Below are 26,293 nucleotides of genomic sequence, written 5' to 3' on the forward strand. Positions count from 1 at the left end.
CCCGCACATAGTCGGTGAACCGTTCAGTAATTCCGCCACCCCTTCTACCATTCGGGCAGGGGTGTAGTCGGATGGAGATCATCCTGCATTGCGGCGCACATCGTTGTGCAAGCACCAGTTTTCAGAACTACCTGAGCCGGAACGAGCAAACGCTTGCCCAGCAAGGGCTGGTGTATTGGGGCCCTGAGCGAACCCGATCTAACGGTTTGAATGGCCTGAATAAATTGACACCAGAAGTTTGTGACGCGTTGCGCCGCGAACTGGACGATTGTCAGCGGAGTGGCACCAGGCAACTTCTGGTCAGCCAAGAGAATTTCGTGGGCTCCATGGGGCGTAACATCGCCTTTGCATCGCTTTATCCCAGTATGCAAGAGCGCGCCGAGCTTCTGGCAACAGCCTTTGGTGGCCGGGTCAACAAACTTGCTCTGAATATCAGGGCCTTGGATATGTATTGGACATCCGTCGCAGCCTATAAATTCAATCGTGGAAGCGATCCGATTGAACCAACAAAGTGGAAGCGCATTGCGCAAAGTGAACGGCGCTGGCGCGATGTCATCATCGACATAAGCAGCGCATTTCCTGATGTTCCTTTGCTTGTTCTGCCGTTCGAGGACTTCGCGGGCCACCAGCAGGCACAGCTTGAAGTGCTGACGGGTCGCAGCGCGCCCGAATTCAGCGACGGCCTTACCCTGAACGCCGCACCCAAACCTGCCCCCCACGGGCTGAACACTAAGCAGGCGATGAAGCTTTGGGCGGATTACGCAGACGATTTGGAGTGGCTGGCCTCAGGCGCCGACGGTCTGGCTGAACTGATTTGCCGAACAGATACCAATGCGCTCGGGGTGGCCCCTGGCGAAACCAGAATTGAACAGAGGAAATCGACATGACCGACACCAACGACTGGCGGGTGCTGGCCGAGAAAGAGCTGCGCGGCCGTCCTTTGGACGAACTGACCAAAGAAACGATTGAAGGCATCAACGTCAAACCGCTCTACACACAGGAAGATACAGCTGGACTTCCGCATATGGGCTCGCTTCCGGGTTTTGGCCCTTTTACGCGCGGCGTGAAGGCGACGATGTATGCAGGTCGTCCATGGACGATCCGCCAATATGCGGGGTTTTCAACGGCTGAGGAGTCGAATGCCTTCTATCGCCGCAATTTGGCGGCGGGTCAGCAGGGGGTTTCGGTCGCGTTCGATCTGGCGACGCATCGGGGCTATGACAGTGATCATCCCCGCGTTGTTGGCGATGTGGGCAAAGCCGGTGTTGCCATCGACTCGGTCGAAGACATGAAGATCCTGTTTGATGGTATCCCGCTGGATAAAGTCTCGGTCTCGATGACCATGAATGGGGCAGTGATCCCGATTCTGGCGAGTTTCATTGTGGCGGGCGAAGAACAGGGACATGACAAATCCGTTCTGTCCGGCACCATTCAGAATGACATTCTGAAAGAGTTTATGGTGCGCAACACCTATATCTACCCGCCCGAACCGTCGATGAAGATCATTTCTGACATTATCGATTATACCTCGAACGAAATGCCCAAGTTCAATTCGATCTCGATCTCTGGTTATCACATGCAAGAGGCTGGTGCGAACCTGGTGCAAGAGCTTGCTTATACGCTGGCTGATGGCCGCGAATATGTGCGCGCCGCAACGCAGGCCGGGATGGATGTCGACAAGTTTGCGGGCCGTTTGTCTTTCTTCTTCGCCATTGGCATGAATTTCTTCATGGAAATCGCCAAGCTGCGCGCTGCCCGCACCCTATGGCACCGCGTGATGACCGAGTTCGGGGCAAAATCCGACCGGTCAAAGATGCTGCGGACCCACTGCCAGACCTCGGGCGTGTCCTTGCAGGAACAAGACCCGTACAATAACGTGATCCGCACAGCCTATGAAGCGATGAGCGCTGTGCTGGGCGGTACCCAATCGCTGCACACAAACGCTCTGGATGAGGCGATTGCCCTGCCCACCGATTTCTCGGCTCGCATCGCGCGGAACACGCAGCTTGTATTGCAGGAAGAGACCGGTGTGACCGATGTGGTCGATCCGCTAGCTGGGTCTTACTATGTCGAAAGCCTGACCAATGAACTGGTTGAAAAGGCCTGGGCCTTGATGGAAGAGGTCGAAGAGATGGGGGGCATGACCAAGGCTGTTGCTTCGGGCATGCCCAAGCTGCGCATCGAAGAAAGCGCCGCGCGCCGTCAGGCCATGATCGACCGGGGTGAAGAGGTTATCGTAGGCGTCAACAAATACCGCAAAGAGCAGGAAGACCTGATCGATATTCTCGACGTCGACAACGTTGCCGTGCGCGAGGCACAGGTTGCACGGCTGGAACGTATCCGTGCCACCCGTGATGAAGCAGCCTGCCAAACGGCTCTGGACGCGTTGACCAAAACTGCCCGCGAAGGTGGCAACCTGCTGGCCGCCGCCGTCGAGGCAGCCCGTGCCCGCGCATCTGTAGGAGAGATCAGCATGGCAATGGAGAAAGAATTCGGCCGCCACCGCGCCGAGGTGAAAACCCTGGCAGGCGTATATGGCGCGGCTTACGAGGGCGACGAAGGCTTTGCTGCGATCCAGAAGTCCATTGAGGACTTTGCCGAAGCCGAAGGCCGCCGACCGCGCCTGCTGGTGGTCAAGATGGGACAGGACGGGCATGACCGGGGGGCAAAGGTGATTGCGACTGCCTTTGCCGATATCGGGTTTGACGTGGATGTAGGTCCTTTGTTTCAAACACCCGCTGAGGCCGCGCAGGATGCGGTCGACAATGATGTGCATGTGGTCGGAATTTCGTCACAGGCCGCTGGGCACAAGACGTTGGCGCCGCAGCTGGTTGAGGAACTGAAGAAGGCCGGGGCCGAGGATATCATCGTCATCTGTGGTGGCGTCATCCCGCAGCAGGATTACCAATTCCTGTATGATCATGGCGTTAAAGCAATCTTCGGGCCGGGAACCAACATTCCCGATGCGGCACAGGATATCCTGCGTTTGATCGGCGAGGCCAAGGCCTGACACCGGCGCAAGATTTTTCGTACGAAAAATCTTGTGAACTCGTGCCTTTAAGGAAAACATGTGATCAGATCTAAATGGTCTGGTCGTATGTCTTTGGGAGGCGTCTTCATGTTACTGGATCATCTGGCCGTTGCGGGCGAAACGCTGGAAGAGGCCTCTGCCCATATCGAACAGACGCTGGGCGTGCGGTTACAAGAGGGTGGCAAACACGAGGAATTCGGGACTTATAATCGGCTTTTGGGAATGCGCGACGGGCTCTACCTGGAAGCGATCGCTATTGATCCTGATGCCTCTACCCCGCAAAGAACGCGCTGGTTCGATCTGGATCGGTTCGAGGGTGGCCCTCGACTCACCAATTGGATTTGCCGTGTCCCTGATATCGAGGCGTCGCTGACCGTGTTTCCCGATGGCGTCGGTCAGCCCATCGATCTAAGCAGGGGCGCGCTGCGCTGGCGGATGGCCGTTCCCCCAAACGGGCGTTTGCCGTTCGACAACTTGTTTCCAGCACTCATTCAATGGCAGGGCGATCTGCATCCGGCACAAATGTTGCAAGACAGCGGATGCCGCCTACGTCGCCTGATCGTGTGCCACCCTGATGGGTTGGATCTGGCCAAAAGCTTAGGCGGTCTGGAGCATGTGACGTTTGACAGCGGCCCAGCCGCTCTGCGTGCCGAAATCGAGACACCGCACGGGCTGCGTGTGCTGGAATGACGATCCGGCGGGCAGTAGTCGAAGACGCGCCAGCGATCGCAGCGATCACGAACGCGATTATTCGCGATACTCTGATAACCTTTACCACCGATGAACGCAGCGCCGAAGATGTGGCAATAGAGATCGAAATCAAAAATTCCGCTTTTCTGGTTGCCGAACACGATGGCGAGATCAACGGTTTCGCCAGCTATGGCGCCTTTAGATCAGGCCCCGGATATGCGCAATGTCGCGAGCATTCGATTCAGCTAGCGCCGGGGGCCAGAGGGCAAGGAACGGGCAGAGCGTTGATGCAAGCTTTGGAGACGATAGCGAAGGCCAATAATGTGCATGTTCTGGTCGCCGGTATCTCATCGGCTAACCCTGCGGCGATTGCCTTTCATTCGGCGGTCGGTTTTGATCGCGTTGGCCTCATGCCTGAGGTTGGCTTCAAATGGGGGCAACGGCTGGATCTTGTATTGATGCAGAAAATTCTTAACCCGCAGTGATCTGTCGCACCTGACAGTCGCGCTGTGGCACGCTAGGGTGCGCCCATGTCGATCTGGACCAGAATAGCCGACGCGCTGAACGCGCTTGCACAAGGCGAAAGCCTGACCGCAGTTTTTGAAAAATTGCGGACGCCCCCGGAACGTTCGGTGGCGTTTGCAATTGCGGTAGTGGCGCTGGGGGCCAAAATGGCCAAGGCCGATGGGCAAGTCACACGGGATGAAGTCACGGCCTTTCGCGAAGTGTTCCAGATCGCGCCTGAGGATGAGGATGGTGCGGCAAAAGTCTTTGACATGGCACGTACGGATGTCGCCGGTTACAAGGACTATGCCCGCAAGATTTCCGGGATGTTTTCCGAAGACAGCACCACTTTGTGTGACCTGATGGAAGGTCTGTTTCACATTGCCATGGCGGATGGGTTTTATCACCCCAACGAAAATGAATTCCTCGAAGATGTGAGCCGTATTTTCGGCCAGACAGATGCTCAGTTTATGGCTCTGCGTGCGCGATTTGTTCCGGATGCACCGAAAGATCCTTACACGGTTCTAGGGGTTGCTCGGGATCTGCCATTGGCCGAAATACGCAAGGTTTGGCGGCAATTGGTGCGCGATACTCACCCGGATGCGATGATGGCGCGCGGGGTCCCCGAGGAAGCGGTGCGCCTGGCCGAGAAAAAGATGATCGATATCAACCGCGCCTGGGATGAGATCAACGGTGCCAAGGTCTGAGCTATGCGGTTGGCAACCTATAATATTGAATGGTTTGCCAACCTGTTTGACCGCGATGACAATCTGATTGTCGATGACAGCTGGTCAGGGCGTCATGACGTCACGAAGGCCCAGCAAATAGAAGCCGTTGCCAAAGTGCTGTCGGCGATTGATGCCGATGCTGTACTGATCGTTGAGGCCCCCAACACGGGCAAAGACCAGAACACCGTTCGGGCATTGCAGGGTTTTGCCGAGGCTTTCGGTCTGCGCACGAGCCATGCCATCATGGGGTTTGCGAATGATACACATCAGGAACTTGCTCTGCTCTTTGATCCTGAGAAATTGAAGGCGCGCCACGATCCCAAGGAATCCGACACAGCACCTCGGTTCGATACTGAGTTCCGTATCGATCTGGATGTGGATGCGACCGAAGATCAGGTGCAGTTTTCGAAACCGCCATTGGAATTGGCGATTGAGACTGCTTCTGGACAGGAATTTCGCCTGATCGGCGCGCATTTGAAATCAAAGGCGCCTCATGGTGCCGGATCACGGGATGAGATGATCCGGATATCGATCGCCAACCGTCGGAAACAGCTGGCGCAAGCCGTGTGGTTGGCCCGCCGAGTTGAACACCATGTGGCAGAGCAGGACTCGGTGGTGTTGCTAGGTGATCTCAATGATGGGCCGGGGTTGGATGAGTTCGAGCATCTCTTTGGCCGTTCCTCCGTTGAAATTCTGTTGCAGGCGGGTCTGTATGACCCGCACGCAGCACGCGCCTTGGAATTGCGCCCCGGCTCAGTCCCGGCGACTGCCCGCTTTGCGCGCCCTAAAGAAGGGCGGTATCTTGAGGCGCTGCTGGACTACATCATGATCAGCAATGACATGCGCGACAGGTCTCCCAACTGGCGCATCTGGCATCCGTTTCGTGACACCGCCTGTTGGAGCGATCCTGAGTTGCGGGATGCTTTGCTGACAGCTTCGGACCATTTTCCGGTTACGCTGGATATCGAGCTCTGATCTTTCACCCCTGCCGGTCCTTGCCTATATTCGAAGCATGAAACGTCTCATATTGATATTCGCGACCTCCGCCGCCATGGCGCTGCCGGCGCAGGCGCAAGAAGACACCGGCAAATCGCTCATGGAGCGAGGGGCTGAGCTGTTCCTTGAGGGCCTGCGACAAGAGATGGAGCCCACGCTCGAAGATCTGCGCGGGTTGGCAGATCAGTTTGGTCCGGCCTTGCAGTCTTTCATGCAGGAGATGGGCCCGGCGCTGGCCGACCTGGCTGCTCAGGTGCAGGACTGGAGCGTCTATGAAACGCCCGAGATGCTGCCTAATGGTGATATCATCATTCGTAGGAAACCCAAGGACCAGACCGAAGAACCGGTTCCACAAGAAGACGCGTCAGACGGGCTCACCGATATCTAATCATCCCCTGATGATCACTTTGGATTCAGATTTCAGTGCCGCGGCCAACGAGTTAAAGCGCGCCTCGGCCACTTCGTTGAACAATGGACCCGCAGATTTTGGCAGGCGCAGTTCAAGCTTTTGCTTTTTAGGGTAATAGCGCAGCTTGCCCATAGCGGCGTCATGCTGCATCCAGAGCATTGCCCCGAACCTTAGTGCTTTGCCCAAAATCTCGGCCTGTTCCTGACTGCGTTCATCCAGCAGTTCGTACAGCTCGGTAAAGCGGCTCCCTTCGCGCTTGTTGCGATACCGATGTTGAAGCGCGAGGCCGATAAAGACCCTCTCAGAGTGTTTGATGCCGCTCATATTGGCTCGGGTAACATATTCAAAGCAAGCTTCAGCCCTGTAATCAGGATGTGCACGCCAGCTCACGTCGTGCAAAAGACAGGCTGCTTTGATCAAGCGTACCCTTTGATCCGGGGCCGATCGAAACAGGGGCATAACAAAATCAAACAGATGTTTGCCAAATCCCGGTAGCCGGGCATCCTTGGCCTCGGCAAAGCGGCTCGCCTCGATCAAAGGATCACGGTCGCGCAGGCGTTGCGGCATCTGTTCGTACAGCAAGCCTTCGCGGATACCATAACTTGAGATGGCGATGTCCTTGGGCTTGAAGGTGCGGATCAGGCGGGACAGCACATCCATAGCGTAAGGGATGAGCGCCATGCGCGAGCCCGATACGCCAGCCAATGCGCGCAATTCGTCGGCATCGTTCTTTTCGATGAATTTGATCGTCTCGCGGACCTGGCTTTGAGTCATGCGATATTCGTGTAGCACGTTCAGCGGGTAACCTCGGCGCAGCATGTCCAGCCGCGCAAATGCACGCCAGCTGCCGCCAACAAGAAACAGGCGATCCCGCTGAGGACCCATCTTGTCACGCATCTCTTCCAACGTTTTCTTGATGTGCTCTTTGCGCGCCCGACGACCGCCTTTGATATCGCGCAGCTTGAGCGGCCCCAAGGGTGAAGTCATACGACGCCCGACCATGCCGCCACCAATTTCGGCCAGTTCCACGGAAGAGCCTCCGATATCGCAGATCAGACCATAGGCACCAGGCCATCCCAGCAGGACACCCTGGGCTGACAGACGTGCTTCTTCTTCGCCATTCACGACGTTGATATGCAATCCGGTTTCTGTCTTCACCTGCGCGCAGAAGTCGGGCCCATCTTTGGCCTCCCGTACAGCGGCGGTCGCAACGGCGTGCAGTGTGGGTAAGCCAAGATCATTGGCCAGATACTTGAACCGATGCAGCGCCGCCAAGGCGCGCACGCGGCCAAGTGGGTTCAATTGACCCGTTTCAGACAGACCGGCCCCCAATTCGCACATGACTTTTTCGTTGTAGAAATAGGCAGGTGAGCGTGCCGCGCCATCAAAGATCACCATCCGAACCGAGTTCGATCCGATATCGACGACACCAACACGAGACAAAGCGCGCGCTCCGGGATCTTCAAACAAGGGTTTGCCAAAAAGCCCGTGATCGGGAAAATCGGTCTCGGCGATTTGTGTCATGGTGTCCCCAGATGTTTTGGGCGCAGGATGCGGGATCGGTTTTATCCGGTCAATCACAGGCATCGGATTGTTTAGAACCTGTGTTCAATAGACGCACCGCAAGCGAACGGGTGATATCGCGTTTTTCATCAAGCGCGATCCGATCCAGCTCGGCAACCACATTTGCCGCAGTCTCAAAACTGCGATCCATGTGTTTGACCAGATAAGCGATGACGTCCGGGCCGGGGTTCAACTGGCGATCTGTAAACAGTTTGGCCAGCACCGCACCTAACAGGGCGTCATCCGGTGCGTCCAGTGCTACATGATGTGCCCCGTCCACACGGCTTTGCAGATCAGCCAAAGGCAAGTGCCAAAGATTTGGCGCTGCACGACCGGTCATGAGAAGCGCGTGGCCCTCGGCCAAGACCAGGTTGTGCAGGTGAAACAACGTTCTCTGTTGTTCCATGTCATCGGCGATTAGCGGAACATCCTCGACTGCGACCGGTGAGGACGCAAGATTAGGCACATCTTCGTACCGCAAGGCAGCAGCCTGAACGATACGCCCGCCTGTTTCAGCAGCCCAAACATGTGCAAGGTGCGTCTTCCCTGAACCGGCCGGGCCACTCAGCACCAGTTTGTTTCCCGGCCAGGATGTGGCCGAGATCATCGCAACGGCCAGCGCATTCGCCGGTGAGACAAAGAAATCTTCGCGGCCCAAGGCGGTCTTGGACGGCAGATCAAAGCTGAGCTGCGTGGCCATTCACTCGTCGTCCTGATTCAGACCTTCAAGCCCGGTATAAAGGCGGCTGTTCAGATATTGCTCTGTCGCGAATCGTGCGAGAACACCCAAAGCTGCCGCAACCGGAACGGCAATCAGCATACCAACAAAACCAAACAGTGCGCCGAACACCGACAAAGCCAGCAGCAGCCAGACTGGGTGCAGGCCAACTGAGCTGCCGACGAGTTTCGGGGTCAGGAAGTTGCCTTCTGTCACCTGTCCGATGGCGAAAATGCCAGCGACCAGACCAATATGCGCCCAATCCCCCCAGAACTGAAACAGGGCCAGACCAATGGCTAGGCTGCCTCCGATTAACGCGCCCAGATAGGGGATGAAGGTTACAAGCCCTGCGATAAAGCCAACGATCAGACCGAACTGCAGACCTACCAGCATCAATGCAACCGCATAGTAGGTGCCAAGGATAAGGCAGACCGTACCCATGCCGCGCACGAATGATGCCAGCACGGCATCGATCTCTTCGGCCAATCGTTTGATCGTCGGGGCGTGATCACGGGGCAGCAACTCTCCGATCCGGGTGATCATGCGATCCCAGTCCATGAGCAGATAAACAGCCACAACCGGGACGATGACCAGAAGGACTACCACGTTGATTGCCGAACCAAGTGAGGCCAGAACGGTTTGAAGCACGTCGCCGGTTTTGGATTTTAAAGTCTCACCGAACGACACCAGCATCTGATGCGTGTTCGATTCGCGATCCAAAAGCGCTGGGAATTGCTTCTCAATGAAAGCGCGTAGTTCCTTGAAAAGGCTTGGCAAAACATCGATCAGATCCAGCAACTGAGTGATCAATGCTGGCACGACCATCACAATCATCAGTACAAATCCAAGCACGCCAACAACGGTGATAATGCCAGTCGCGGCCACACGCGATAGGCCGAACTTTTCCAGGCGGTCTGCAACAGGATCGAGGAAATAGGCAATCGCCCCTCCGATCACGAAGGGCAGCAGCACGTCACCCAGCAGGTACAGAACCACCACAAAGATCGCGGCTGCGACGCCCCAATATCTCAGCTGATCCTTCACTGGCAAGGCCATGGCGCATTCCCTCGTTTGCACAGCATTGCCGTGTTCTTGGCCCATGACGCCCTGCGATGCAAGCGGTTCATGGCGCGCAGTTTTTGTGCTTTAGTCGGTTAGCGTGCCGAGTTCCGGTGTGTCATTGGTGGCTGTTTCATCGGGCCAGTTGGTGCGCCAGATTTCCGCTGACCAGTGGCCGCAATGAACCTCGGGGCGATCAAAGCCGGGCAGGGCGGGCAGCAAAGGCGCGACCACCACATCATGGCGCGGAACGGCGAAATACGGGAAGGAATAGCGTTCTTGCCCGGATCGATTGACCACGCGATGCGGGGTCGATTTCAGTCGCCCGCCTGACCACAATTCCAGCATGTCACCGATATTGACCACGAAGCCGCCGGATGGGCAGTCCGGCGTGATCCAACCTCCGGTGCGGGTCTGCACTTCAAGCCCTCCGACCGGATCGGGAGCGATTATTGTTAGCGCGTCGGTGTCCTTATGCGGATGAATTCCATAGCCACGCTCATCCGGGGATTGTGGTGGATAGTGAAGCAAGGTCATGTTGGTCATCGGGTCGCGGAAGGCGTCGCGCAGAGTGTTGGGCGGGATTTTTAACCCCATTTCCAGGGCCCCCAGCAAAATATCTGTTACACCATCAAGCTGTTGCCAATAGTCCAGTATGACTGCGCGTGCCTGCGGCACTTCTCGGGGCCAGATATTCGGCCCATAAAGCGCGCATTCTGCCCGGATCGAGGCATCTTCGGGTGCTTCGAAATGCAGTTTGTACCCTTCGTACTTGTCCGCCGCACCCGACCCGTCATTGGGCGTGAAGAACCCCATCGGGATGTATCCGCGATAGTTTTCGCGGGTGATGGCCTGGTCCCATTTTCGGGCCTCGTCGATGTCAAAGATCGCTCTGACACAGCCGCGGACCTGTTCAATGTGCTCAGGCGCAATGCCTGTTCCTGTGATCGACAGAAACCCGATACTGGTGCAGGCGTCCATGATTTGCGCGACCGTTGACCGATACCGTGAATCGGAAGGATTGGACAGCGGGCTGATATCGATAGTTGGGATGTGCTCCATCAGGTAATTCTCACGCCTTGGCGTTCCAATTCCTGATGCACAGGGGCAAGGTTTAGGCTGTCGAGTTCCTGATTGCTTTTCAGGGACAAGGCCGCTGCGATCCCTGCGCCCTGACCCATAACTGCACAACAGGACATATTGCGCGTCGCAGCATGGGCGATCCGATCCGCGCCATGGGACCGGCCCGCAACCAACAGACCCTTGATCCCTTTGGGAAGCATCGAGCGATAGGGGATTTGCATATATCGCCCGGTGGTCGGCAGGATCAGTATGCCGTATCCATCGATGAATTCGGGGTAAATCCCAATGGAATCTTCGAACTGACCCTGATGTCGGGCGTCATTCTCGGTCATGTTGTATACAGCGTCGATTTTGCGAGTATCGCGGATCCCGATGGTCATGCCGAAATTGCGCAAACGTGCGTTTTCACAGCCCGGCATGAAACGGCGCAAGGCATCAATGGCCAGCATCGCCTGGCGACGGCCTTCGATCTCGCCAAATGTCAGGCTGTCGGGGTCGGTCCCGTCAATCTGGTCCATATGAATTAGGTTCATATAGGTCAGCTCTCCGGTATCGTGCATCGCCCCCCAGGTCCCCGCGATTGTGTTCAGATGGGCCGGGATCAGACCCTCATCGATGGCCTGCTGGAAGGGTTTTTTGACGAAGGGCGAGAACATGTCGTCCTCTTTGCCAGAGGTCTCGATATTCCATTCGCCACCGCCGCCCCAATCCTTGTAGGTCTGCGGGTCCGCTTTGATACCTTCCATAAAGGCCCGTTTGTCAACGCCTGCCAGGTGGAACATGACCGAGGCGGCCATCATGTCCTCGCGTGGCGTCTTGTGGGTCGGGGCACCCGCGCGATGTGCCACATCCGCATCCCCGGTGGCGTCAATGACGACCTTGGCCAAGATCGCCTCGCGCCCTGCCTTGGATTCGGTGATCACGCCGATGATGCGATCCCCGTCCATGATCGGGGCGACGAATTGTCGATGCAGCATCGGATGAACGCCAGCCTCTTCGACCAGCTTGTCGGCCACCAGCTTGAAGCCCTCGCTGTCCAACTCGTAGCTGAGCGATTGGCTCTCGGGTACGGCAGCGCCCATCTCTTTGGCGCGGGTTTCAAATTCCAGGCCGATACCTCCGGCCTCAACGGTCTGTTCGTGGCGATACCAGGCAAAGCCCTCGACGCCCACGGCGGTGATATTGCCGCCCATGCAGCCGAACCTGTCCATCAGCGAAACCTCGGCCCCGGCGCGGGCTGCGGCAAGGGCGGCAGACAAACCGGCGGGGCCAGAACCCACAACCAATACGTCTGTCTGGTGGACAACGGGAATCTGGCGGGCGGGTTCGGTGATTGATTGCATTGCAGTCTCGCGATTGGACGTTTCTGCCAAGATTGAAAACCCCGGCGTCCGGGTCAATCGTAAATCCGACAGCGCGAGGGTCGTAAAAACGCCAATGCGTGATTGCCCCCGGCGGGGCTTTGGCATAATCACCTTGCAGCGAAATTCTCACCCTTAAGGTTACGTTATGCGCCTCAGCCGTTACTTTCTGCCCGTTCTCAAGGAAAACCCCTCGGAGGCTCAGATCGTCAGCCACCGGCTGATGCTGCGCGCTGGGATGATCAAACAGGCCGCCGCCGGGATTTACTCCTGGTTGCCGCTGGGCTTCAAAGTCCTGCGCAAGCTGGAAAACATCGTGCATGAGGAACAGGCGAGGGCAGGGCACATCGCAATCCAGATGCCGATCTTACAATCGGCCGATCTGTGGCGCGAATCCGGTCGGTATGACGACTATGGCCAAGAAATGCTGCGTATGCAGGACCGCCACGGGCGTGACATGCTGTACACGCCGACCGCTGAGGAGCTGGTGACCGACATCTTCCGCGGACATGTTAGCAGCTACAAAGACCTGCCGCTGACGCTCTATCAAATCCAATGGAAGTTCCGCGATGAAATCCGCCCGCGTTTCGGCGTGATGCGGGGTCGCGAGTTCTATATGAAGGACGGCTACAATTTCGACTTAACCAAAGAAGATGCCCTGCATTCCTATAACCGCCATCTGGTCAGCTATTTGCGCACCTATGAGCGGATGGGCCTGCAGGCGATCCCGATGCGCGCGGATTCCGGCCCCATCGGCGGCGATGACACGCATGAATTCCTTGTGCTGGCCGACACGGGTGAGTCCGAGGTGTTCTATGACAGCGCCGTCACTGACCTGACCTTTGGCGATCGTGAGATCGATTATGACAGCCGCGAACAGTGTCAGGCGATTTTGGAAGAGTTCACTTCGAAATATGCCCGCACGGACGAGACCCACGATGAAGCGCTCTTTAACCAAATCCCCGAAGAGCGTCGCCGCGTCGCGCGTGGCATCGAGGTAGGGCAGATCTTCTATTTCGGCACCAAGTATTCCGAACCTCTGGGTGCCACCGTACAAGGCCCTGACGGCAAGCCCGTTCCGGTTCATATGGGCAGCCACGGGATTGGTGTCAGCCGCCTGATCGGCGCGATTATCGAGGCCAGCCATGATGACAAGGGTATTATCTGGCCCGAAGGTGTGACACCGTTCCATTGCGGAATCGTCAACCTGAAGCAAGGGGATGAAGAGGCGGATGCGGCCTGCGATAAACTCTATGGCGCATTGACCGCGCTTGGTTTGGAGCCGCTTTATGATGATCGGAACGAGAGGGCAGGGGGTAAATTTGCCACCATGGACCTGATCGGTCTGCCGTGGCGTATCACCGTGGGGCCGCGCGGCCTGAAGAATGGCGTTGTCGAACTGACTTGTCGCCGTACCGGTGAAAGCGAAGAGCTAAGCCCCGAAGCTGCTGTCACCAAAATCGCAGAAATCTATGAAGGCATCGCCTGAACTAGGCGCTGAAATCCTCTGTGGCTGAACTCAGGAAGCTGAGGTCGGACGTGCGGTCAGGATGTCGCCGTCCGCTTCACTGCCTCGGGCAACCACGATCGGGCGACCAAAGCGGCGCACAAGTTCTGCCAGTTCAAAGCCAAGAAACCGCAATCCGCAGATGCGTTCGTCAGTTGTGCGATCTGTGATGCACAGGCGACCTTGGCGGAACGCGAGGCGATAACCTTTGTCTCGCAAAATGTCGGCTAAACCTGCCCAGCTTGCTGCACTTGTGAATACCGGCCTGATTGCGGCGCGCAATAATGCGGCGCTTTCACAATCCAGTTCTGTTGCTGCCGAACGGGTTAATATTGGGCCCGTGCCTTCCATGTGTTCTTGAATACCCATGAGCGTACCTCCGCCCTTAAACTCTTAAAATCTGTCCCCCACACAAAAAGGGTGACAAAGTTTCTCACACTAATCAATTTGTGAAACAATATTTCGCGCCTGAATGTTGCGATTGTGACTCAGTCAGGTGCAGATATCTCACATTGACTTCATAACTGAAACAATAACCCTTTGTCTGTGAAGGGGTTCACAACCTTTGGTGTATTTCTGGCAAGGTGATTTCTCGTTTTGCCGGTGAGGTTTTGGCCTAAAGCGAATTGATTCGTTTCAGACTGTCCTTTTCTTGTCCGCATCGGCAGTAGACGCGCCAATCAGGCATCCGCGCGATAACCGGCTTGACCATCCGGCTAAATGTCGAAAGGGTCGCGAAAAATCTGAAACCGAGGCAGGAATGGCTAAAACTCCCCCGCCCTTTGCTCCTTTCGAATGGAAAATCGCCTGGCGATACCTCCGTGCCCGCAAGGCCGAAGGGGGTGTCAGCGTGATGACCTGGATATCGCTGATCGGGATTACGCTAGCTGTGTTCGCCCTGATCGCGACCCTGGCTGTCCGGTCCGGGTTCCGGTCGGAATTTGTGGGCACCATCCTCGGGGCAAATGCGCATGTCACTGTGTACTCTGCCGGAGAGATCGACGCGCAGGGGCGGGTCGACCGGACCATCTCCGATTTCGACGGCATGGCCGAACGGATCGCGCTGGTGCCGGGGGTTGAGCGTGCGGCACCGCTTGTCAAAGGTCAGGTGCTGATCACCAACGCGGACCGCAGTTCAGGCGTGCAGGTCTTTGGTATCCGTCCCAATGATCTGGCCGAGTTGCCCGGTATTGCAGAAAGCGAGAACGCCTATGGCGATCTGTCCCGGTTCCCGGATGGCATTGCTATCGGCTCAGGCGTGGCGCGCGCCATTGGAGCGACAGTTGGGGATCGGGTCAAGCTGACTTCGCCCAACGGCGTCAAAACTGCCTTTGGTACCTCGCCCCGCGTGAATGCTTACGAAGTGGTCTATGTCTTCTCAGCCGGGCGTTTTGATATCGATCGCACCCGTGTTTACATGCCGTTCACCGAGGCGCAAAGCTTCTTTAACCGCGAAGGCGCGGCGGACGAGATCGAAGTGATGGTCGAGCGCCCAGAAGAGCTATCCCCGATCCTGATCCCGATCCTCGAAGCCGCCGGAGAGCGCAGTCAGGTCTGGACGTGGCAGGATGCGTCGGGCGGGTTCCTGCGGGCGCTTGAGGTTGAAGACAACGTGATGTTCATAATCTTGTCGATCCTCGTGCTCATTGCGGCAATGAACATCGTCTCGGGACTGATCATGCTGGTGAAGAACAAGGGGCGGGACATTGGCATTCTGCGTACTATCGGACTCAGCGAAGGGTCAGTGCTGCGGGTGTTCTTCATCTGCGGCGCGTTCACAGGGATTATCGGAACTGCAATGGGCGTGATATTGGGCTGCCTCTTCGCCATCTATATCGATCCGATTTTCTCATTCGTGAACTATGTGATGGGCGGCGGCGTCTGGGATCCATCCATTCGTGGCATCTATGCTTTGCCTGCCGAATTGCATTTGTCGGATGTCTTGAAGGCCGTTGGTCTTTCACTTGGCCTGTCCTTCCTTGTCACATATTTCCCCGCCCGCCGCGCAGCGCGGCTAAACCCAGTTGAGGCGCTGCGCTATGAGTGACGTGACTTTAAGGCTCAGCAATCTGACCAAAACCTATCTTCCTGGTACGCCTGGCGAGGTACAGGTGCTACGCGGGGCTGATCTGGAGCTGCGCGCAGGTGAGGCCGTTGCGCTGGTCGCGCCTTCGGGCGCGGGCAAGTCAACACTGCTGCATATCGCCGGCTTGCTGGATACTCCTGATTCTGGCGAGGTTGAAATTACGGGGCAGGGTGCAACGGGTAGGGGCGATCGCACCCGAACTGCCATTCGGCGGCGAGACGTTGGGTTTGTTTATCAGTTCCACCACCTGCTGCCCGAGTTTACAGCGCTTGAGAATATCGTTTTGCCCCAGTTGGCGAACGGCGCCACCGAGAAAGCGGCGCAGGAACGGGCGATGCAATTGCTTGACCATGTTGGCGTTGCAGGGCGGGCGGATCACCGGCCAGCAGCCTTGTCGGGCGGAGAGCAACAGCGCGTGGCATTTTGCCGGGCACTAGCGAACCAGCCGCGCGCGCTGCTAGCTGATGAGCCCACAGGAAACCTGGACCCCGAAACGTCGGATCAGGTCTTTGCGGCCCTCTTGGCGCTTGTGCGGGACGAGGGACTTTCGGCGTTAATCGCCACGCATAACCTTGATCTTGCAGCGCGGATGGACCGGATGGTGCGGCTGGAAGCTGGTTTGCTCAGGCCAGTTGCGTGATTGCGACGCCGATTGCCATCACCGTAATGCCTCCGGCCCGCATCAGGGTCAGCGGTGTGACCTGAGCTCCGAACAGGCCAAAATGATCAATCGCTGCGGTGCTGATCAACTGACCCAGCAAGACGAAGAACACCGCATTGCCAACACCGAAATGCGGGGCCACATGCGTGATCGATAGCACGTAGAACGCGATCAGAACGCCACCCAGCAGCAGATGCCTTGGGGCTTGCGTGACTTTGGCAAGCGCTCCGGATCCTCCGAACACCAACAGCGCCAAAATAGAGGTTAAGAAGGCGATGGAGAACAGGATAACAGCCGCTGCATTGGGCGATCCGATCAGCCTGCCCAGGGCAGCATTTAGAGCGGCGAGAATTGGAATGCCGATTCCAGCGGCCAGCATGATGGCTGCGTATTGTGTCATTGCCAGTAGTCCCTGAGCCGGTTTCGTTGATCTGGATCATTGCGTCAGCAAGGCCGTCGGGCAAGTCTCGATTTCTAGTGTACAATGGAGAAAAGCGATGATCCGATCGATACTTGGCGCAGTTCCGCTGACAATGTTGGCCGCATTGTCACAACCTGTTTTGGCGCAAGACGTCGAGACTGGCGCTGAACTTTACCAACACTATTGCGCCACTTGCCACGGGCTGGATGCAACTGGGCATGGGCCGATGGCTGGTGTGCTTGTGATTCAGCCTACAAACTTGAAGGCGCTGGCCGACGCGGATGGCGTCTTTCCAACCGCTCGTGTCGTGGCGCGGATTGATGGGCGTGATCCGCTGGTTAGCCATGGCAGCCCCATGCCGGTCTACGGCCCCTATTTTGAAGGCAACGACACCGCTATCAAAACTCCGGCCGGCCAACCGATCCTGACGAGCAAGCCGATTGCGGACTTGGTTGAATATCTGAAAACACTGCAGGAGGGCTGAGACTAGCGGCAGATCCCCTGAATCTCGGCACCCGCCCATGGGATTTGAACGTTGCTTTCGCGCCTGCTTCCGGGAAGCGTCTTGACGACAAAATGGGCACTTAGCATGTCGTGCAAGCGCTTGGTTCTCGGCGCATCCGGGTCGAGCGCGCGGCAGCACACGTACTCTTCGACAATCGCGCCCTGTTGTTCGTAGCCATAGGCCAGAAAGTCAGGCGAGGTTTCAAGGTTGAACAGGTAGGGGTCGTTTTTCTTGCCATGCTCTGCCGCAGCCCGGAGCGGGTGATAGCCCGTGGTTTTACGATTCTGCCATTGCCAGACATGGGTCAGCTCGTGCGCAAGCAACATGGCCGCGATCAGGTTCACCCGTTCAGGGTACTGACTCATATAGTCGTCCAGGTACCAATCCTTGGTGAAATAAACGTGGTTAAACAATGCCACACCCGCTGGTTTACCGGTTACGGTTTCTTCTTTGACAGGGGGCAGTATGCGTTCGCGGCAGGCAATCCGGGGGCGGGCTTTGCGGGTGAATGTAACCGCTGCAACCGGCGCACCTTCGACCAATCGCACGCGATCCAAATCCAGAGTTTCTCCGTGGATATCACTTGCAAATGCTCGTTCATGTTCAGTCAGAGGGCGACCGCAGGATGCAAACAGCAACAAGACGAAAATCAGCAGGGGGCGATGCATAGTGATAAGCCTAACGCAGCAGATTGGCGCGGCAAGTCGTTTTCAAAGGCTCATCGCCAATACGCGGCTGATTTCTGTCAGGGATCGGCCCGATTGTTCCATCCATGTGTTAAATGCACCCTGCACGGCGGCCATGGCCTTTTTGGAGGTTGCGGGTTTGTCGATAACGCCCTCAGCAATCAACCGCGCGGTCACGTCCTGGGACAGAATGAAGCTATCTCGTCCGGCAAAACGCATTGCATATTGAGCCGAGGCACCGCCCAACCGCGAACCGCGTTTGGCAAGCATTTGCAACAGCCCCACATAGTCTTGCGAAGGCCACCCTCCCAGAGCTTGCCCAACGCCACCTTCCGCGCGGAGTTCTAGAAGAAAAGCGGCATTGTCGCGCACGGACGCGATTTTGGTTCCGTTTCGTACAATTCGGGTATCCTGAAGCAAGGCGTCGAATTTTCATCATCCATGAACGCGCAGCGCCCGATGTCGAACCCGTCGAAGGCGGTTTCGAACCCATCCCACTTTGCCTCTATGACTTTCCAGCTAAACCCGGCTTGAAATATGGTTTTCGTGATAATCGACAGCCAGCGATCATCCGGCAACGCTTCCAATTCCGCAATCGATTTCGGCTTGCTCAGCTTGCTTTCAAGTTGCTCAGGCCCGCCATGTCGCGCCGCCGAAATCTCATATATCTCGTCAAAGTGATGCATCGATTGAGCCCTCCACAATCCTGATGCTGGCATCTTGGCCCAGTTTTTCAATCAAAAACCTGATCTTATGGCCGATCAAATGTTTTATATTGACTAGTCAATCAATATCTTTCACGTTTCGGTACGAACGGTGCCATGCATGTGCAATGTCGGATAAATGCAATGGGGATGGGGCAAGGGCTTCTGCTTAGTGAATTAAGTCGGAGCCAGAGCAACTGTTCCCTTTCCTTTTTCGACCAAACTTGTGCATGTTGCGACAGTGCTGTGACTACGAATATTCCTAGACGGTCGCGGTGCCGTCTCAGGGCGAGAAAAAGAACAGGGAGTTAAATCATGAAAAAGCTAAGCGTAAGCTTGTTGGCCTTGGCCGTTGCCGGGTCAGCTCATGCGGCGGATATGGGCGCCGTTGATGAGCCTATCAAATTGGCGATCAACGAATGGACCGGACAGCATGTCACCACCCATGTCGCCGGCGAGATGTTGAAGGCCGCTGGTTACAACGTTGAATATGTCACGGCTGGCATGATGAACCAGTTCCAGGCGCTGGCTGATGGCGACATCGATGCCACGTTGGAGATTTGGTCGTCAAATGTGTCTGACGAATATGCCAAAAAGATTGATGAAGGCACCGTTGTAGAAATTGGTGATCTGGGCCTCGATGCAAAAGAAGGTATCGCCTATCCCGCACACGTGGCCGAACTGTGCCCCGGCTTGCCCGCATGGGAAGCGCTGAAAGACTGCGCACAGGTTTTTGCAACCGCTGAAACGCTGCCCGGTGGTCGACTAGTCGATTATCCGGCCGATTGGGGCACACCCGGCGCAGATCGGATGACCGGTCTGGAGCTGCCGTTCAAAGCGGTTCCTGCAGGTTCCGAAGGAGCTCTGATTGCCGAGCTGCGCGCATCGACCGAGCGGAAATCACCGCTGTTGATCACTTTCTGGCAGCCGCATTGGGCCATGTCAGCCTATGATGTGCAATTCGTTGATCTGCCTGCGGGTGAAGAGGCGTGCTTTAGCGATCCTGCTTGGGGCCCGAACCCCAACGCGGTGAACGATTGCGACTTCTCGCCCTCGCGCATCTTCAAGGCCGGTTGGAGCGGTATGGAAGATAAATGGCCTGCTGCTTATGAAATCCTCAGCAACTATCAACTGGCAGTCGAAGATCAGCAGCCCATGATGGGTGCGATCGACGTTGACGGCGGCACAGTCGAAGAAGTTGTTGCCGCGTGGATGGCCGAGAATGAAGGCAAGTGGCGTCCGGTTGTTGACGCTGCAACCCAGTGAGCCTGCCTAAGTGACTGACGCAAATACGCCAGCTATTGCCTGCCAGAACCTCTGGCAGGTCTTTGGCACCGGTGCTGACAAAGCCCTGACCGACGCGCTGTCTCGGTCAGGGAATGACGCCGACCAAGCCGCCACTGATTTGCGCGAACACGGGTTCATCCCGGCTGTTCAGGACGCCAATTTCGAAGTCAAAGAGGGCGAGCTATTCGTCATAATGGGGCTATCAGGATCGGGCAAATCCACTTTGATCCGTTGCATCTCGCAATTGCTGCCCGGTACAGGCGGTGAAATTCGTGTGGACGGCGAGAATGTTATCGGGGCCTCGAAGAAGACCCTAACCGAACTGCGCCGTAAAAAGCTGGGCATGGTGTTCCAGCATTTTGGTCTGTTCCCACATATGACCGTGGCCGAAAACGTGGCTTATCCGTTGCGCGTGCAGGGGGTGGGCAAAAAGGAACGGCTGGCCCGCGCGCAAGAGGTGATTTCTCTGGTCGGGCTTGAAGGCCGCGAAGACAGTTTTCCGCGTCAGCTTTCGGGCGGGCAACGTCAGCGCGTGGGAATCGCGCGGTCGCTGGCCGTGAACCCGGATATCTGGTTTCTGGACGAGCCATTCTCGGCCCTCGATCCACTCATCCGCCGCCAGTTGCAGGATGAGTTCCTGCGTATTCAGGCGACACTGAAGAAATCCATCGTATTCATCACTCATGATATCCAAGAGGCGCTGAAGCTGGCTGACCGCATTGCCATCATGCGCGATGGTAAGATCGTCCAGATCGGGACGCCGACGGATATCGTCCTGCGTCCGGTCGATGACTATGTGCGCGAATTCTCCAAAGACGTGGCCAAAGGCCAGCACGCCAAGGTCGCCTCGGTGATGCGAGACGACGGAGAGCGTGGGCCAGACGATCCGGGCCTGACCACTTCGATGACCTTGGACGCCGCGCTGGCGCATTGCATGGAGCTATATGAGCCCGTCCCGGTTCGTGACGCAGACGGTAATGTTGTGGGTACCGTGCACCCGTCCGATCTGGCTGCCGCGTTGCAGGTGGATGAGGCATGACTGCCGCGACGGATATCCCCACGCAGCAGGCGCGACTGACCGCAGGGGCACAGGCGGCGTTGATCACAGTGATCGTCGGCGCAGTGTGTCTTGTGCTGGAGGGTGTCGCGCCATGGCTGGTCAAATGGCCCGCTGCCTGGGAGCTACCTGCGACCCAGTGGGTGGGTGCTTTCCTCGATTGGTTCCTGAACGGAATCAAGCCAGCGGCGCGATTGTTTTCGGACCTGATGGCCTATCCGATGAATTGGGCAAATTTCGTGCTGGGGAACACGCCTTGGCCGATCCTGATCGGTATCGTCACCGCATTAGGTTGGTATCTGGGCGGAATGCCGATGGCTGCCTTGGGGTTCTTTGGTCTCAGCTTTGTGCTGGCCTCCGGTTATTGGGCTGAGAGCATGAATACCCTGGCCCTTGTGGCCGTGTCTGTACCGGTGGCACTGATCATGGGTGGCGCGATCGGTATCCTCGCCAATGAGGTTCCTCGAGTGAAGGCCTTCGTACAGGCCGTTCTGGACATCATGCAAACGGTGCCAACCTTTGCCTATCTGACACCGCTGCTACTGCTTTTCGGCTTTGGCCCGGTAGTGGGTTTGATCGCCTCGGCCATCTACGCGGCCCCGCCTATGGCGCGGAATGTGATGCTGGGGCTGGAGCGGGTCGAGTCCGAGATCAAAGAAGCCGCGATCATGTCGGGCGGCACCCGTCTGCAGCAGCTGTTTCAGGTCGAAATCCCTGCCGCAACGACTCAGATCATGGTCGGCGTAAACCAGTGTCTGATGGCAGCGCTGTCGATGGTGATCATTGCTGCTGTTATTGGTGGCTTCAATGACATCGGTTGGGAAGTTCTGCTGACCATGCGCAAGGCGCAGTTTGGCGAATCCCTGATGGCCGGTCTGGTCATCGTTGTCTTCGCCGTGGTGATCGACCGTATGAGTGGCACCTTGGCGACCGAGCGGAAACGTTATGACAGCCGCGTGGTCTGGGCGATGCTGGGCTTTGCCGTTGTGTTTACCGCGGCCTTCTGGGTGTGGCTGCCGAACCCGTCGGAGCTGACCGTACTGGACCCGATGGCAACGGCAATCGACAACGGCCTGACCGCGTTCACACAGGCCAATGGACCATGGTTGGATGCGCTCAAGAACAACTCGTTGTTCTATGTTCTGTTGCCGCTTCGGATCGGGTTGGATCAGGCGGTGCTGCCCTTCACATGGGGTTTTGCGTGGACGCCTTCGATGAGCTATGGCCTGTTTGCGGCAGGGGCCGCAATCGCCTTACTGATGGCATGGCGCGGGCACCTGACTGGCGGTCTGGTGGTGCTGATCCTGATTGGGATGCTAGAGACTGGTATCTCTAACCTGCCATGGCCGTTTGTCCTGACCGGTGCAGCCGCTTTGGGCTGGGTGGCAGGAGGCTGGCGTCTGGCTGCGCTGTGTGTGGGATTGCTGTGCACCATCCTCGTCTCGGGTTTGTGGGAGCGCGCCTTGCTGTCGCTCTACCTCAGCGGCGCAGCGGTGTTCTTCTGCGCCATTCTGGGCGGTTTGATTGGTTTGGCCAGCGCGGTCTGGTCTCCGGTCTGGACTATCGTGCGCCCGATCTGCGACATGCTGCAGACGATACCTCTGTTCGTGTTCCTGATCCCGGTGCTGATGGTGTTTCAGATCGGTGAGTTCTCGGCCTTCCTGGCGATCTGCGCCTATGCCATCGTCCCGATGATCCGTTACACGCGCCACGGGCTGGTCAACACGCCCGAGGAGATGATGGAGGCCGCCATTTCCAGCGGCGCGACCGAGTGGCAGATCATGCGCGATGTCCGCGCGCCCTATGCTGCGCCGACCATCTTGCTGGGTCTGAACCAGACCATCCTTTATGCCTTTGCGATGTTGGTAATCGCGGCCCTGATCGGTACCACCGGTTTGGGTCAGTCGATCTATCTGGCGCTGGGGCAAGCGGATGTAGGGCTTGGCATCTCGGCAGGGGCTGCCATGGCGATTCTGGCACTGATCGCTGACCGGATGGTTCAGGGTTTTGCCGAAGAACGCCGCAAAGCGCTTGGACTTTGAGACAGGGCAGGGGCGGGAAATCGCCCCTCGCCTCACTTGATTTCAGACAAAGACTTGCACTTCGCGACGGCCTAAACCGGGCTCAACACGTTCGGAGTCTACCATGACCGGTTGGGGCCTTTTCCTTGCAGCGCTCGCCACTTTCCTTCTCAGCCATATGATCCCGGCACGCCCGGCGGTGCGCGGGTGGCTGATAGCTACAATGGGCCGCTCTGGGTATTTCACCGCATATTCGCTGGTGTCGCTGGCGGTTCTGGGTTGGCTGATCATTGCCGCAGCTAATGCGCCTTATATTGAGGTCATTCCGCCGCTGTCCGTCTTTCGCTGGGTACCGCTGTTGATTATGCCTGTGGTCTGCTGGTTGGCCATTGCGGGTTTGTCGATCCAAAACCCGTTCTCATTCGGCGGGCTGGGGAACCGTCTCTTCGATCCCGAAAACCCCGGTATCTTGCGCTCAACACGCCATCCGATCCTTGTGGCACTGTTGCTATGGGCGGTGGCGCATCTCCTGGCCAATGGCGGCTTGTCACATGTGATCCTGTTTGGTTTATTCGCAGTCTTTGCAGTTATGGGGATGGCCCTGATCGATCGTCGAACCACCCAAAAGATGGGTGCAGACTGGCATCGGCTGTCCCGCAACACTGCGCGTTTGTCGCTGCGCGTACCTCGCCCATGGCCGCGCCCCTGGGTTTGGCTGGCTGCACTCGCTGTCTATTCGGCTCTTCTTTATCTGCACGCACCTGTGATCGGTCTTTCACCGCTGCCTTGATGCTTAAGGTGGTCGGCTGGGCCGACGCGTGCTATCTGACATGTCACGAACTGAAATTTGGGGTCCTAATCATGCATCTGGCCTATGTTACGACAACTGATCGTGGCGCAACTGATCGCCTACTCAGCGCGTTTGCGGATGGGCTGGTAGGTGCCGGAACGCCGCTTGCCGGAGTGGTGCAGACAAACACCGAATGTGCCGAAGGGTACAAATGCGATATGGATCTGAAGGTCATCCCAACTGGCGAGATCATCCGTATCTCTCAATCCTTGGGCAAGAACGCACGCGGCTGCCGTCTGGACCCAGCAGAGTTGGAGCGGGCCGTTGGGCTGGTGACTCGGTCGCTTGAGGACGCGCCGCACCTGCTGATCGTCAACAAATTCGGTAAGCACGAGGCCGATGGACGCGGGTTCCGCCCAATCATCGCGGATGCGTTAGAGCGTGACATCCCTGTGTTGGTCGGGCTCAATCAGTTGAACATCGAAAAGTTTCAGGATTTTGCTGGCGGGCTCGCCCAAGCGCTTGGCCCCGATATCAGTAGCCTGACCGAATGGTTCGACAAGATATCGCGGACCAGCGCGCAGCATACTGCTACTTCTGCCGGCTGATGTCATGACCCTTATCATGTTGCGCATGCCGTAGTTTAAATTAGTGGACTTAGGTCCAGTCTTCGGGTCTAGCTTCGTTCAAAGTTGAAACCTGGCGGCCAGATGATCTGTGCGGACGCCGACGAAATGGGCAGATCCATGAACGATTGGCAGGGCGGGTCAGACAGAGCTTCCATATCAACCGAGCAAGATGCAGGGACCTCGACAGAGCTGATATCGACAGATAAATTCTGGATTGGTCTGTTTGTTGGCTACTATTTGCTTCACGTCGTGCTGCGCGTTGCAACCGGTGGTTCGCTTGGTCTGGACGAGGCCGAGATATTTCTGGATGCGCGGCACCTTGAGTGGGGCTATGGCCCGCAACTGCCGCTTTATGCGTGGCTGCAATGGGGTATTTTCCAGATTACCGGACCCAGCATTCTGGGATTGTCGCTGCTCAAGAATGCGATGCTTCTGGCAACCGTTGTCACGCTATACATGATCATACGAAGCCGTCAGAGCCCGCTGATGGCGGGGTTGTCTGTCTTATCGTTATTGATGCTCTACCAGTTCAGCTGGGAAGCGCAGCGGGCCCTGACTCACTCGGTTTTGGCCAATCTCTGTTCAGTCCTGACCTTTGCCGTCATGTGGCATGTGATCCAAAGGCCGACGACCCGGGGTTTCGTTGTGCTGGGCGTGGTTGTCGCGATGGGCTGTTTGTCGAAATACAACTATGCCATCGCATTGCTGGCCATGTTTCTTGCGGCGATCAGCGCCCCGGAGACACGCAAGCCACTCTGGTCTCCACGGTTGCTGATCTCATTTGGAGTTGCGGCTATTCTCGTTGCGTCGCCGATGCTTTGGGTCTTGAACAACTCTCAGCAGGCCTTAGCCAGCGCCCGCAAGCTGGACATGAGCAGTGAAGGCCCCACCGGCTTGGTCGCAGTGCAGGGACTTACAGAACTGGCATTGGCGTCCGCTGGCTTTGTTTCGCTCTTGCTGCTGGTATTGGTCGTCCTGTGGGTGGTTTATCGCAAGCAAGGCGCGGGTACCGCACAGGATGATCTATTCCGATTGATGACGCGCACGGTCGTCTGGTCTTTGGTGCTTATGGTTGTCGTTGTGATTCTTAGCGGCAGCACCAACGTAAAGGACCGATGGTTGCAGCCACTTTTGATCTACGCTGGCCCGGTTCTGGTATTGTGGATATTGCCGCGAACAGGAGAGATCGGTGCCCGACGCTTTGGCCAGATTAGCGTTGTTCTGGCCGGGTTTGTTGGAATTGCGATGCTTCACCATAATCTGGCCGGAGAGGCCAAGCGTGCCGCACCATTTGCTGAGCTTACTTCGCAGATGCTGGCAGAAGTCGAACCTGGCAGCGCGATTGTCGCGGATAACTGGATAGCGGGAAACATGGCATATTTCGCGCCAGAGCATCCCATTTACAGTGATCGCGATCCTCGCAAACCAAACGCTGAGTTGCGGGTTTGGGAGGACGGAGAAAGAGTGCCTAACGATATCGACCCTAATCTGGTTGAAACTCTGACCGCGCCTTATCGTTTTGACGCAGATGAGGAGATGTCGCTGTCATTTGGGCCAGTGTCAAAATAGCTTGGACGTAAGCCTTGAGAGAATACGGTGCGGCAAAGCATTTACCTAAATGCCAAAGGTCTAAATATGCATGAAAGGAAAGTGGTGGGCGACCCTGGAATCGAACCAGGCGTGCGTCTCCGCGAGGGAGTTACAGTCCCCTGCCACACCTTGCGGCCTGTCGCCCACTGTCAGGCGTTGCACCTGACGTGGAGGCGTGATTACTAGCGCGTCTAAAGGGCGTCAACA

25 protein-coding genes, 1 tRNA gene and 1 pseudogene are annotated in these 26,293 nt (G+C 57.0%); 17 read left to right on the plus strand and 10 right to left on the minus strand.

Features of this window, described 5'->3' with window-relative positions; translation table 11 throughout:
* Positions 1 to 71: 71 nt before the first annotated feature.
* The 7 genes from ACR0NN_RS14875 to ACR0NN_RS14905 all read left to right on the plus strand — a co-directional run bounded on the left by ACR0NN_RS14875 (position 72) and on the right by ACR0NN_RS14905 (position 6,337).
* Positions 72 to 887: a hypothetical protein gene (locus ACR0NN_RS14875; protein ID WP_170723525.1), complete on the plus strand. Its 816-nt coding sequence runs from the start codon at positions 72 to 74 to the stop codon at positions 885 to 887.
* On the plus strand, positions 884 to 3,010 hold the full coding sequence (gene scpA / locus ACR0NN_RS14880) for a methylmalonyl-CoA mutase (RefSeq protein WP_170723524.1): 2,127 nt from the start codon (positions 884 to 886) through the stop codon (positions 3,008 to 3,010). The genes ACR0NN_RS14875 and scpA overlap by 4 nt, the downstream gene beginning before the upstream one ends.
* Before the next feature lie 108 nt (positions 3,011 to 3,118).
* Positions 3,119 to 3,721, plus strand: a complete 603-nt coding sequence (locus ACR0NN_RS14885; RefSeq protein ID WP_170723523.1) for a VOC family protein — start codon at positions 3,119 to 3,121, stop codon at positions 3,719 to 3,721.
* Positions 3,718 to 4,206, plus strand: coding sequence for a GNAT family N-acetyltransferase (locus ACR0NN_RS14890; protein ID WP_170723522.1), 489 nt, complete (start codon positions 3,718 to 3,720; stop codon positions 4,204 to 4,206). Before ACR0NN_RS14885 ends, ACR0NN_RS14890 begins: the two co-directional genes overlap by 4 nt.
* Before the next feature lie 45 nt (positions 4,207 to 4,251).
* Positions 4,252 to 4,932, plus strand: coding sequence for a molecular chaperone DjiA (locus ACR0NN_RS14895; protein ID WP_170723521.1), 681 nt, complete (start codon positions 4,252 to 4,254; stop codon positions 4,930 to 4,932).
* A 3-nt stretch (positions 4,933 to 4,935) separates the two neighbouring features.
* The gene (locus ACR0NN_RS14900) at positions 4,936 to 5,928 is read left to right on the plus strand and encodes an endonuclease/exonuclease/phosphatase family protein (RefSeq protein WP_170723520.1); all 993 of its coding nucleotides are present in this window, start codon (positions 4,936 to 4,938) and stop codon (positions 5,926 to 5,928) included.
* A 37-nt stretch (positions 5,929 to 5,965) separates the two neighbouring features.
* Positions 5,966 to 6,337, plus strand: a complete 372-nt coding sequence (locus ACR0NN_RS14905; protein WP_170723519.1) for a hypothetical protein — start codon at positions 5,966 to 5,968, stop codon at positions 6,335 to 6,337.
* Here the strand turns inward: ACR0NN_RS14905 and ACR0NN_RS14910 are convergent, their stop codons facing one another.
* The 5 genes from ACR0NN_RS14910 to ACR0NN_RS14930 all read right to left on the minus strand — a co-directional run bounded on the left by ACR0NN_RS14910 (position 6,338) and on the right by ACR0NN_RS14930 (position 12,250).
* A complete protein-coding gene (locus ACR0NN_RS14910) occupies positions 6,338 to 7,882 on the minus strand; it encodes a Ppx/GppA family phosphatase (RefSeq protein WP_170723518.1) in 1,545 nt (514 codons plus the stop codon).
* Between the two features lie 49 nt (positions 7,883 to 7,931).
* Positions 7,932 to 8,621: a GTPase domain-containing protein gene (locus ACR0NN_RS14915; protein WP_170723517.1), complete on the minus strand. Its 690-nt coding sequence runs from the start codon at positions 8,619 to 8,621 to the stop codon at positions 7,932 to 7,934.
* The gene (locus tag ACR0NN_RS14920; protein WP_170723774.1) at positions 8,622 to 9,695 is read right to left on the minus strand and encodes an AI-2E family transporter; all 1,074 of its coding nucleotides are present in this window, start codon (positions 9,693 to 9,695) and stop codon (positions 8,622 to 8,624) included.
* Between the two features lie 90 nt (positions 9,696 to 9,785).
* Entirely contained in the window at positions 9,786 to 10,760 is a 975-nt protein-coding gene (locus ACR0NN_RS14925; protein ID WP_170723516.1) for an isopenicillin N synthase family oxygenase, read from the minus strand.
* Positions 10,760 to 12,250 (minus strand): FAD-dependent oxidoreductase, encoded by a 1,491-nt coding sequence (locus tag ACR0NN_RS14930; RefSeq protein WP_480684971.1) that lies wholly within the window; start codon positions 12,248 to 12,250, stop codon positions 10,760 to 10,762. The genes ACR0NN_RS14925 and ACR0NN_RS14930 overlap by 1 nt, the downstream gene beginning before the upstream one ends.
* 40 nt (positions 12,251 to 12,290) lie before the next feature.
* On the opposite strand from ACR0NN_RS14930, the gene proS reads away from it, so the two are divergent.
* Complete coding sequence (gene proS / locus ACR0NN_RS14935; RefSeq protein ID WP_170723514.1) at positions 12,291 to 13,631, plus strand: proline--tRNA ligase; 1,341 nt, start codon at positions 12,291 to 12,293, stop codon at positions 13,629 to 13,631.
* Between the two features lie 30 nt (positions 13,632 to 13,661).
* Here proS and ACR0NN_RS14940 read toward each other — a convergent pair whose 3' ends face one another.
* Positions 13,662 to 14,018: a hypothetical protein gene (locus tag ACR0NN_RS14940; RefSeq protein WP_170723513.1), complete on the minus strand. Its 357-nt coding sequence runs from the start codon at positions 14,016 to 14,018 to the stop codon at positions 13,662 to 13,664.
* A 391-nt stretch (positions 14,019 to 14,409) separates the two neighbouring features.
* On the opposite strand from ACR0NN_RS14940, the gene ACR0NN_RS14945 reads away from it, so the two are divergent.
* Positions 14,410 to 15,696: a lipoprotein-releasing ABC transporter permease subunit gene (locus tag ACR0NN_RS14945; protein WP_170723512.1), complete on the plus strand. Its 1,287-nt coding sequence runs from the start codon at positions 14,410 to 14,412 to the stop codon at positions 15,694 to 15,696.
* On the plus strand, positions 15,689 to 16,375 hold the full coding sequence (locus ACR0NN_RS14950) for an ABC transporter ATP-binding protein (protein WP_170723511.1): 687 nt from the start codon (positions 15,689 to 15,691) through the stop codon (positions 16,373 to 16,375). Before ACR0NN_RS14945 ends, ACR0NN_RS14950 begins: the two co-directional genes overlap by 8 nt.
* On the opposite strand, the gene ACR0NN_RS14955 is transcribed toward ACR0NN_RS14950, so the two are convergent.
* Positions 16,359 to 16,796, minus strand: a complete 438-nt coding sequence (locus tag ACR0NN_RS14955) for a DMT family transporter (RefSeq protein ID WP_170723510.1) — start codon at positions 16,794 to 16,796, stop codon at positions 16,359 to 16,361. The genes ACR0NN_RS14950 and ACR0NN_RS14955 overlap by 17 nt on opposite strands.
* Positions 16,797 to 16,893: 97 nt before the next feature.
* Here ACR0NN_RS14955 and ACR0NN_RS14960 point away from each other — a divergent pair, with 97 nt between their 5' ends.
* Positions 16,894 to 17,301 (plus strand): c-type cytochrome, encoded by a 408-nt coding sequence (locus tag ACR0NN_RS14960; protein WP_170723509.1) that lies wholly within the window; start codon positions 16,894 to 16,896, stop codon positions 17,299 to 17,301.
* 2 nt (positions 17,302 to 17,303) lie between these two features.
* Here the strand turns inward: ACR0NN_RS14960 and ACR0NN_RS14965 are convergent, their stop codons facing one another.
* Complete coding sequence (locus tag ACR0NN_RS14965; RefSeq protein WP_170723508.1) at positions 17,304 to 17,990, minus strand: hypothetical protein; 687 nt, start codon at positions 17,988 to 17,990, stop codon at positions 17,304 to 17,306.
* A 42-nt stretch (positions 17,991 to 18,032) separates the two neighbouring features.
* Positions 18,033 to 18,694, minus strand: a pseudogene (locus ACR0NN_RS14970) (DNA-3-methyladenine glycosylase I).
* A 333-nt stretch (positions 18,695 to 19,027) separates the two neighbouring features.
* Between ACR0NN_RS14970 and ACR0NN_RS14975 the strand changes: the two are divergent.
* The 6 genes from ACR0NN_RS14975 to ACR0NN_RS15000 all read left to right on the plus strand — a co-directional run bounded on the left by ACR0NN_RS14975 (position 19,028) and on the right by ACR0NN_RS15000 (position 26,065).
* Complete coding sequence (locus tag ACR0NN_RS14975) at positions 19,028 to 19,978, plus strand: ABC transporter substrate-binding protein (protein WP_170723507.1); 951 nt, start codon at positions 19,028 to 19,030, stop codon at positions 19,976 to 19,978.
* 10 nt (positions 19,979 to 19,988) lie between these two features.
* Positions 19,989 to 21,038: a betaine/proline/choline family ABC transporter ATP-binding protein gene (locus ACR0NN_RS14980; RefSeq protein ID WP_170683238.1), complete on the plus strand. Its 1,050-nt coding sequence runs from the start codon at positions 19,989 to 19,991 to the stop codon at positions 21,036 to 21,038.
* Entirely contained in the window at positions 21,035 to 23,098 is a 2,064-nt protein-coding gene (locus ACR0NN_RS14985; protein ID WP_170723506.1) for an ABC transporter permease subunit, read from the plus strand. Before ACR0NN_RS14980 ends, ACR0NN_RS14985 begins: the two co-directional genes overlap by 4 nt.
* A 103-nt stretch (positions 23,099 to 23,201) precedes the next feature.
* A complete protein-coding gene (locus ACR0NN_RS14990; protein ID WP_170723505.1) occupies positions 23,202 to 23,867 on the plus strand; it encodes an NnrU family protein in 666 nt (221 codons plus the stop codon).
* Between the two features lie 71 nt (positions 23,868 to 23,938).
* Positions 23,939 to 24,475: a DUF2478 domain-containing protein gene (locus ACR0NN_RS14995; RefSeq protein WP_170723773.1), complete on the plus strand. Its 537-nt coding sequence runs from the start codon at positions 23,939 to 23,941 to the stop codon at positions 24,473 to 24,475.
* Positions 24,476 to 24,601: 126 nt separating this feature from the next.
* The gene (locus tag ACR0NN_RS15000) at positions 24,602 to 26,065 is read left to right on the plus strand and encodes an ArnT family glycosyltransferase (protein ID WP_480684976.1); all 1,464 of its coding nucleotides are present in this window, start codon (positions 24,602 to 24,604) and stop codon (positions 26,063 to 26,065) included.
* An 82-nt stretch (positions 26,066 to 26,147) separates the two neighbouring features.
* On the opposite strand, the gene ACR0NN_RS15005 is transcribed toward ACR0NN_RS15000, so the two are convergent.
* Positions 26,148 to 26,231: transfer RNA gene (locus tag ACR0NN_RS15005), tRNA-Tyr, on the minus strand.
* Between the last annotated feature and the right edge of the window lie 62 nt (positions 26,232 to 26,293).

The organism is Ruegeria sp. BA2, from assembly GCF_056539605.1.

Excerpts from the sequence above, each read along its gene's own strand:
- ACR0NN_RS14875 (WP_170723525.1), top strand. The coding sequence starts at position 72 with ATGGAGATCATCCTGCATTGCGGCGCACATCGTTGTGCAAGCACCAGT.
- scpA (WP_170723524.1), top strand. The coding sequence starts at position 884 with ATGACCGACACCAACGACTGGCGGGTGCTGGCCGAGAAAGAGCTGCGC.
- ACR0NN_RS14885 (WP_170723523.1), top strand. The coding sequence starts at position 3,119 with ATGTTACTGGATCATCTGGCCGTTGCGGGCGAAACGCTGGAAGAGGCC.
- ACR0NN_RS14890 (WP_170723522.1), top strand. The coding sequence starts at position 3,718 with ATGACGATCCGGCGGGCAGTAGTCGAAGACGCGCCAGCGATCGCAGCG.
- ACR0NN_RS14895 (WP_170723521.1), top strand. The coding sequence starts at position 4,252 with ATGTCGATCTGGACCAGAATAGCCGACGCGCTGAACGCGCTTGCACAA.
- ACR0NN_RS14900 (WP_170723520.1), top strand. The coding sequence starts at position 4,936 with ATGCGGTTGGCAACCTATAATATTGAATGGTTTGCCAACCTGTTTGAC.
- ACR0NN_RS14905 (WP_170723519.1), top strand. The coding sequence starts at position 5,966 with ATGAAACGTCTCATATTGATATTCGCGACCTCCGCCGCCATGGCGCTG.
- ACR0NN_RS14910 (WP_170723518.1), bottom strand. The coding sequence starts at position 7,882 with ATGACACAAATCGCCGAGACCGATTTTCCCGATCACGGGCTTTTTGGC.
- ACR0NN_RS14915 (WP_170723517.1), bottom strand. The coding sequence starts at position 8,621 with ATGGCCACGCAGCTCAGCTTTGATCTGCCGTCCAAGACCGCCTTGGGC.
- ACR0NN_RS14920 (WP_170723774.1), bottom strand. The coding sequence starts at position 9,695 with ATGGCCTTGCCAGTGAAGGATCAGCTGAGATATTGGGGCGTCGCAGCC.
- ACR0NN_RS14925 (WP_170723516.1), bottom strand. The coding sequence starts at position 10,760 with ATGGAGCACATCCCAACTATCGATATCAGCCCGCTGTCCAATCCTTCC.
- ACR0NN_RS14930 (WP_480684971.1), bottom strand. The coding sequence starts at position 12,250 with ATGCCAAAGCCCCGCCGGGGGCAATCACGCATTGGCGTTTTTACGACC.
- proS (WP_170723514.1), top strand. The coding sequence starts at position 12,291 with ATGCGCCTCAGCCGTTACTTTCTGCCCGTTCTCAAGGAAAACCCCTCG.
- ACR0NN_RS14940 (WP_170723513.1), bottom strand. The coding sequence starts at position 14,018 with ATGGGTATTCAAGAACACATGGAAGGCACGGGCCCAATATTAACCCGT.
- ACR0NN_RS14945 (WP_170723512.1), top strand. The coding sequence starts at position 14,410 with ATGGCTAAAACTCCCCCGCCCTTTGCTCCTTTCGAATGGAAAATCGCC.
- ACR0NN_RS14950 (WP_170723511.1), top strand. The coding sequence starts at position 15,689 with ATGAGTGACGTGACTTTAAGGCTCAGCAATCTGACCAAAACCTATCTT.
- ACR0NN_RS14955 (WP_170723510.1), bottom strand. The coding sequence starts at position 16,796 with ATGACACAATACGCAGCCATCATGCTGGCCGCTGGAATCGGCATTCCA.
- ACR0NN_RS14960 (WP_170723509.1), top strand. The coding sequence starts at position 16,894 with ATGATCCGATCGATACTTGGCGCAGTTCCGCTGACAATGTTGGCCGCA.
- ACR0NN_RS14965 (WP_170723508.1), bottom strand. The coding sequence starts at position 17,990 with ATGCATCGCCCCCTGCTGATTTTCGTCTTGTTGCTGTTTGCATCCTGC.
- ACR0NN_RS14975 (WP_170723507.1), top strand. The coding sequence starts at position 19,028 with ATGAAAAAGCTAAGCGTAAGCTTGTTGGCCTTGGCCGTTGCCGGGTCA.
- ACR0NN_RS14985 (WP_170723506.1), top strand. The coding sequence starts at position 21,035 with ATGACTGCCGCGACGGATATCCCCACGCAGCAGGCGCGACTGACCGCA.
- ACR0NN_RS14990 (WP_170723505.1), top strand. The coding sequence starts at position 23,202 with ATGACCGGTTGGGGCCTTTTCCTTGCAGCGCTCGCCACTTTCCTTCTC.
- ACR0NN_RS14995 (WP_170723773.1), top strand. The coding sequence starts at position 23,939 with ATGCATCTGGCCTATGTTACGACAACTGATCGTGGCGCAACTGATCGC.
- ACR0NN_RS15000 (WP_480684976.1), top strand. The coding sequence starts at position 24,602 with ATGGGCAGATCCATGAACGATTGGCAGGGCGGGTCAGACAGAGCTTCC.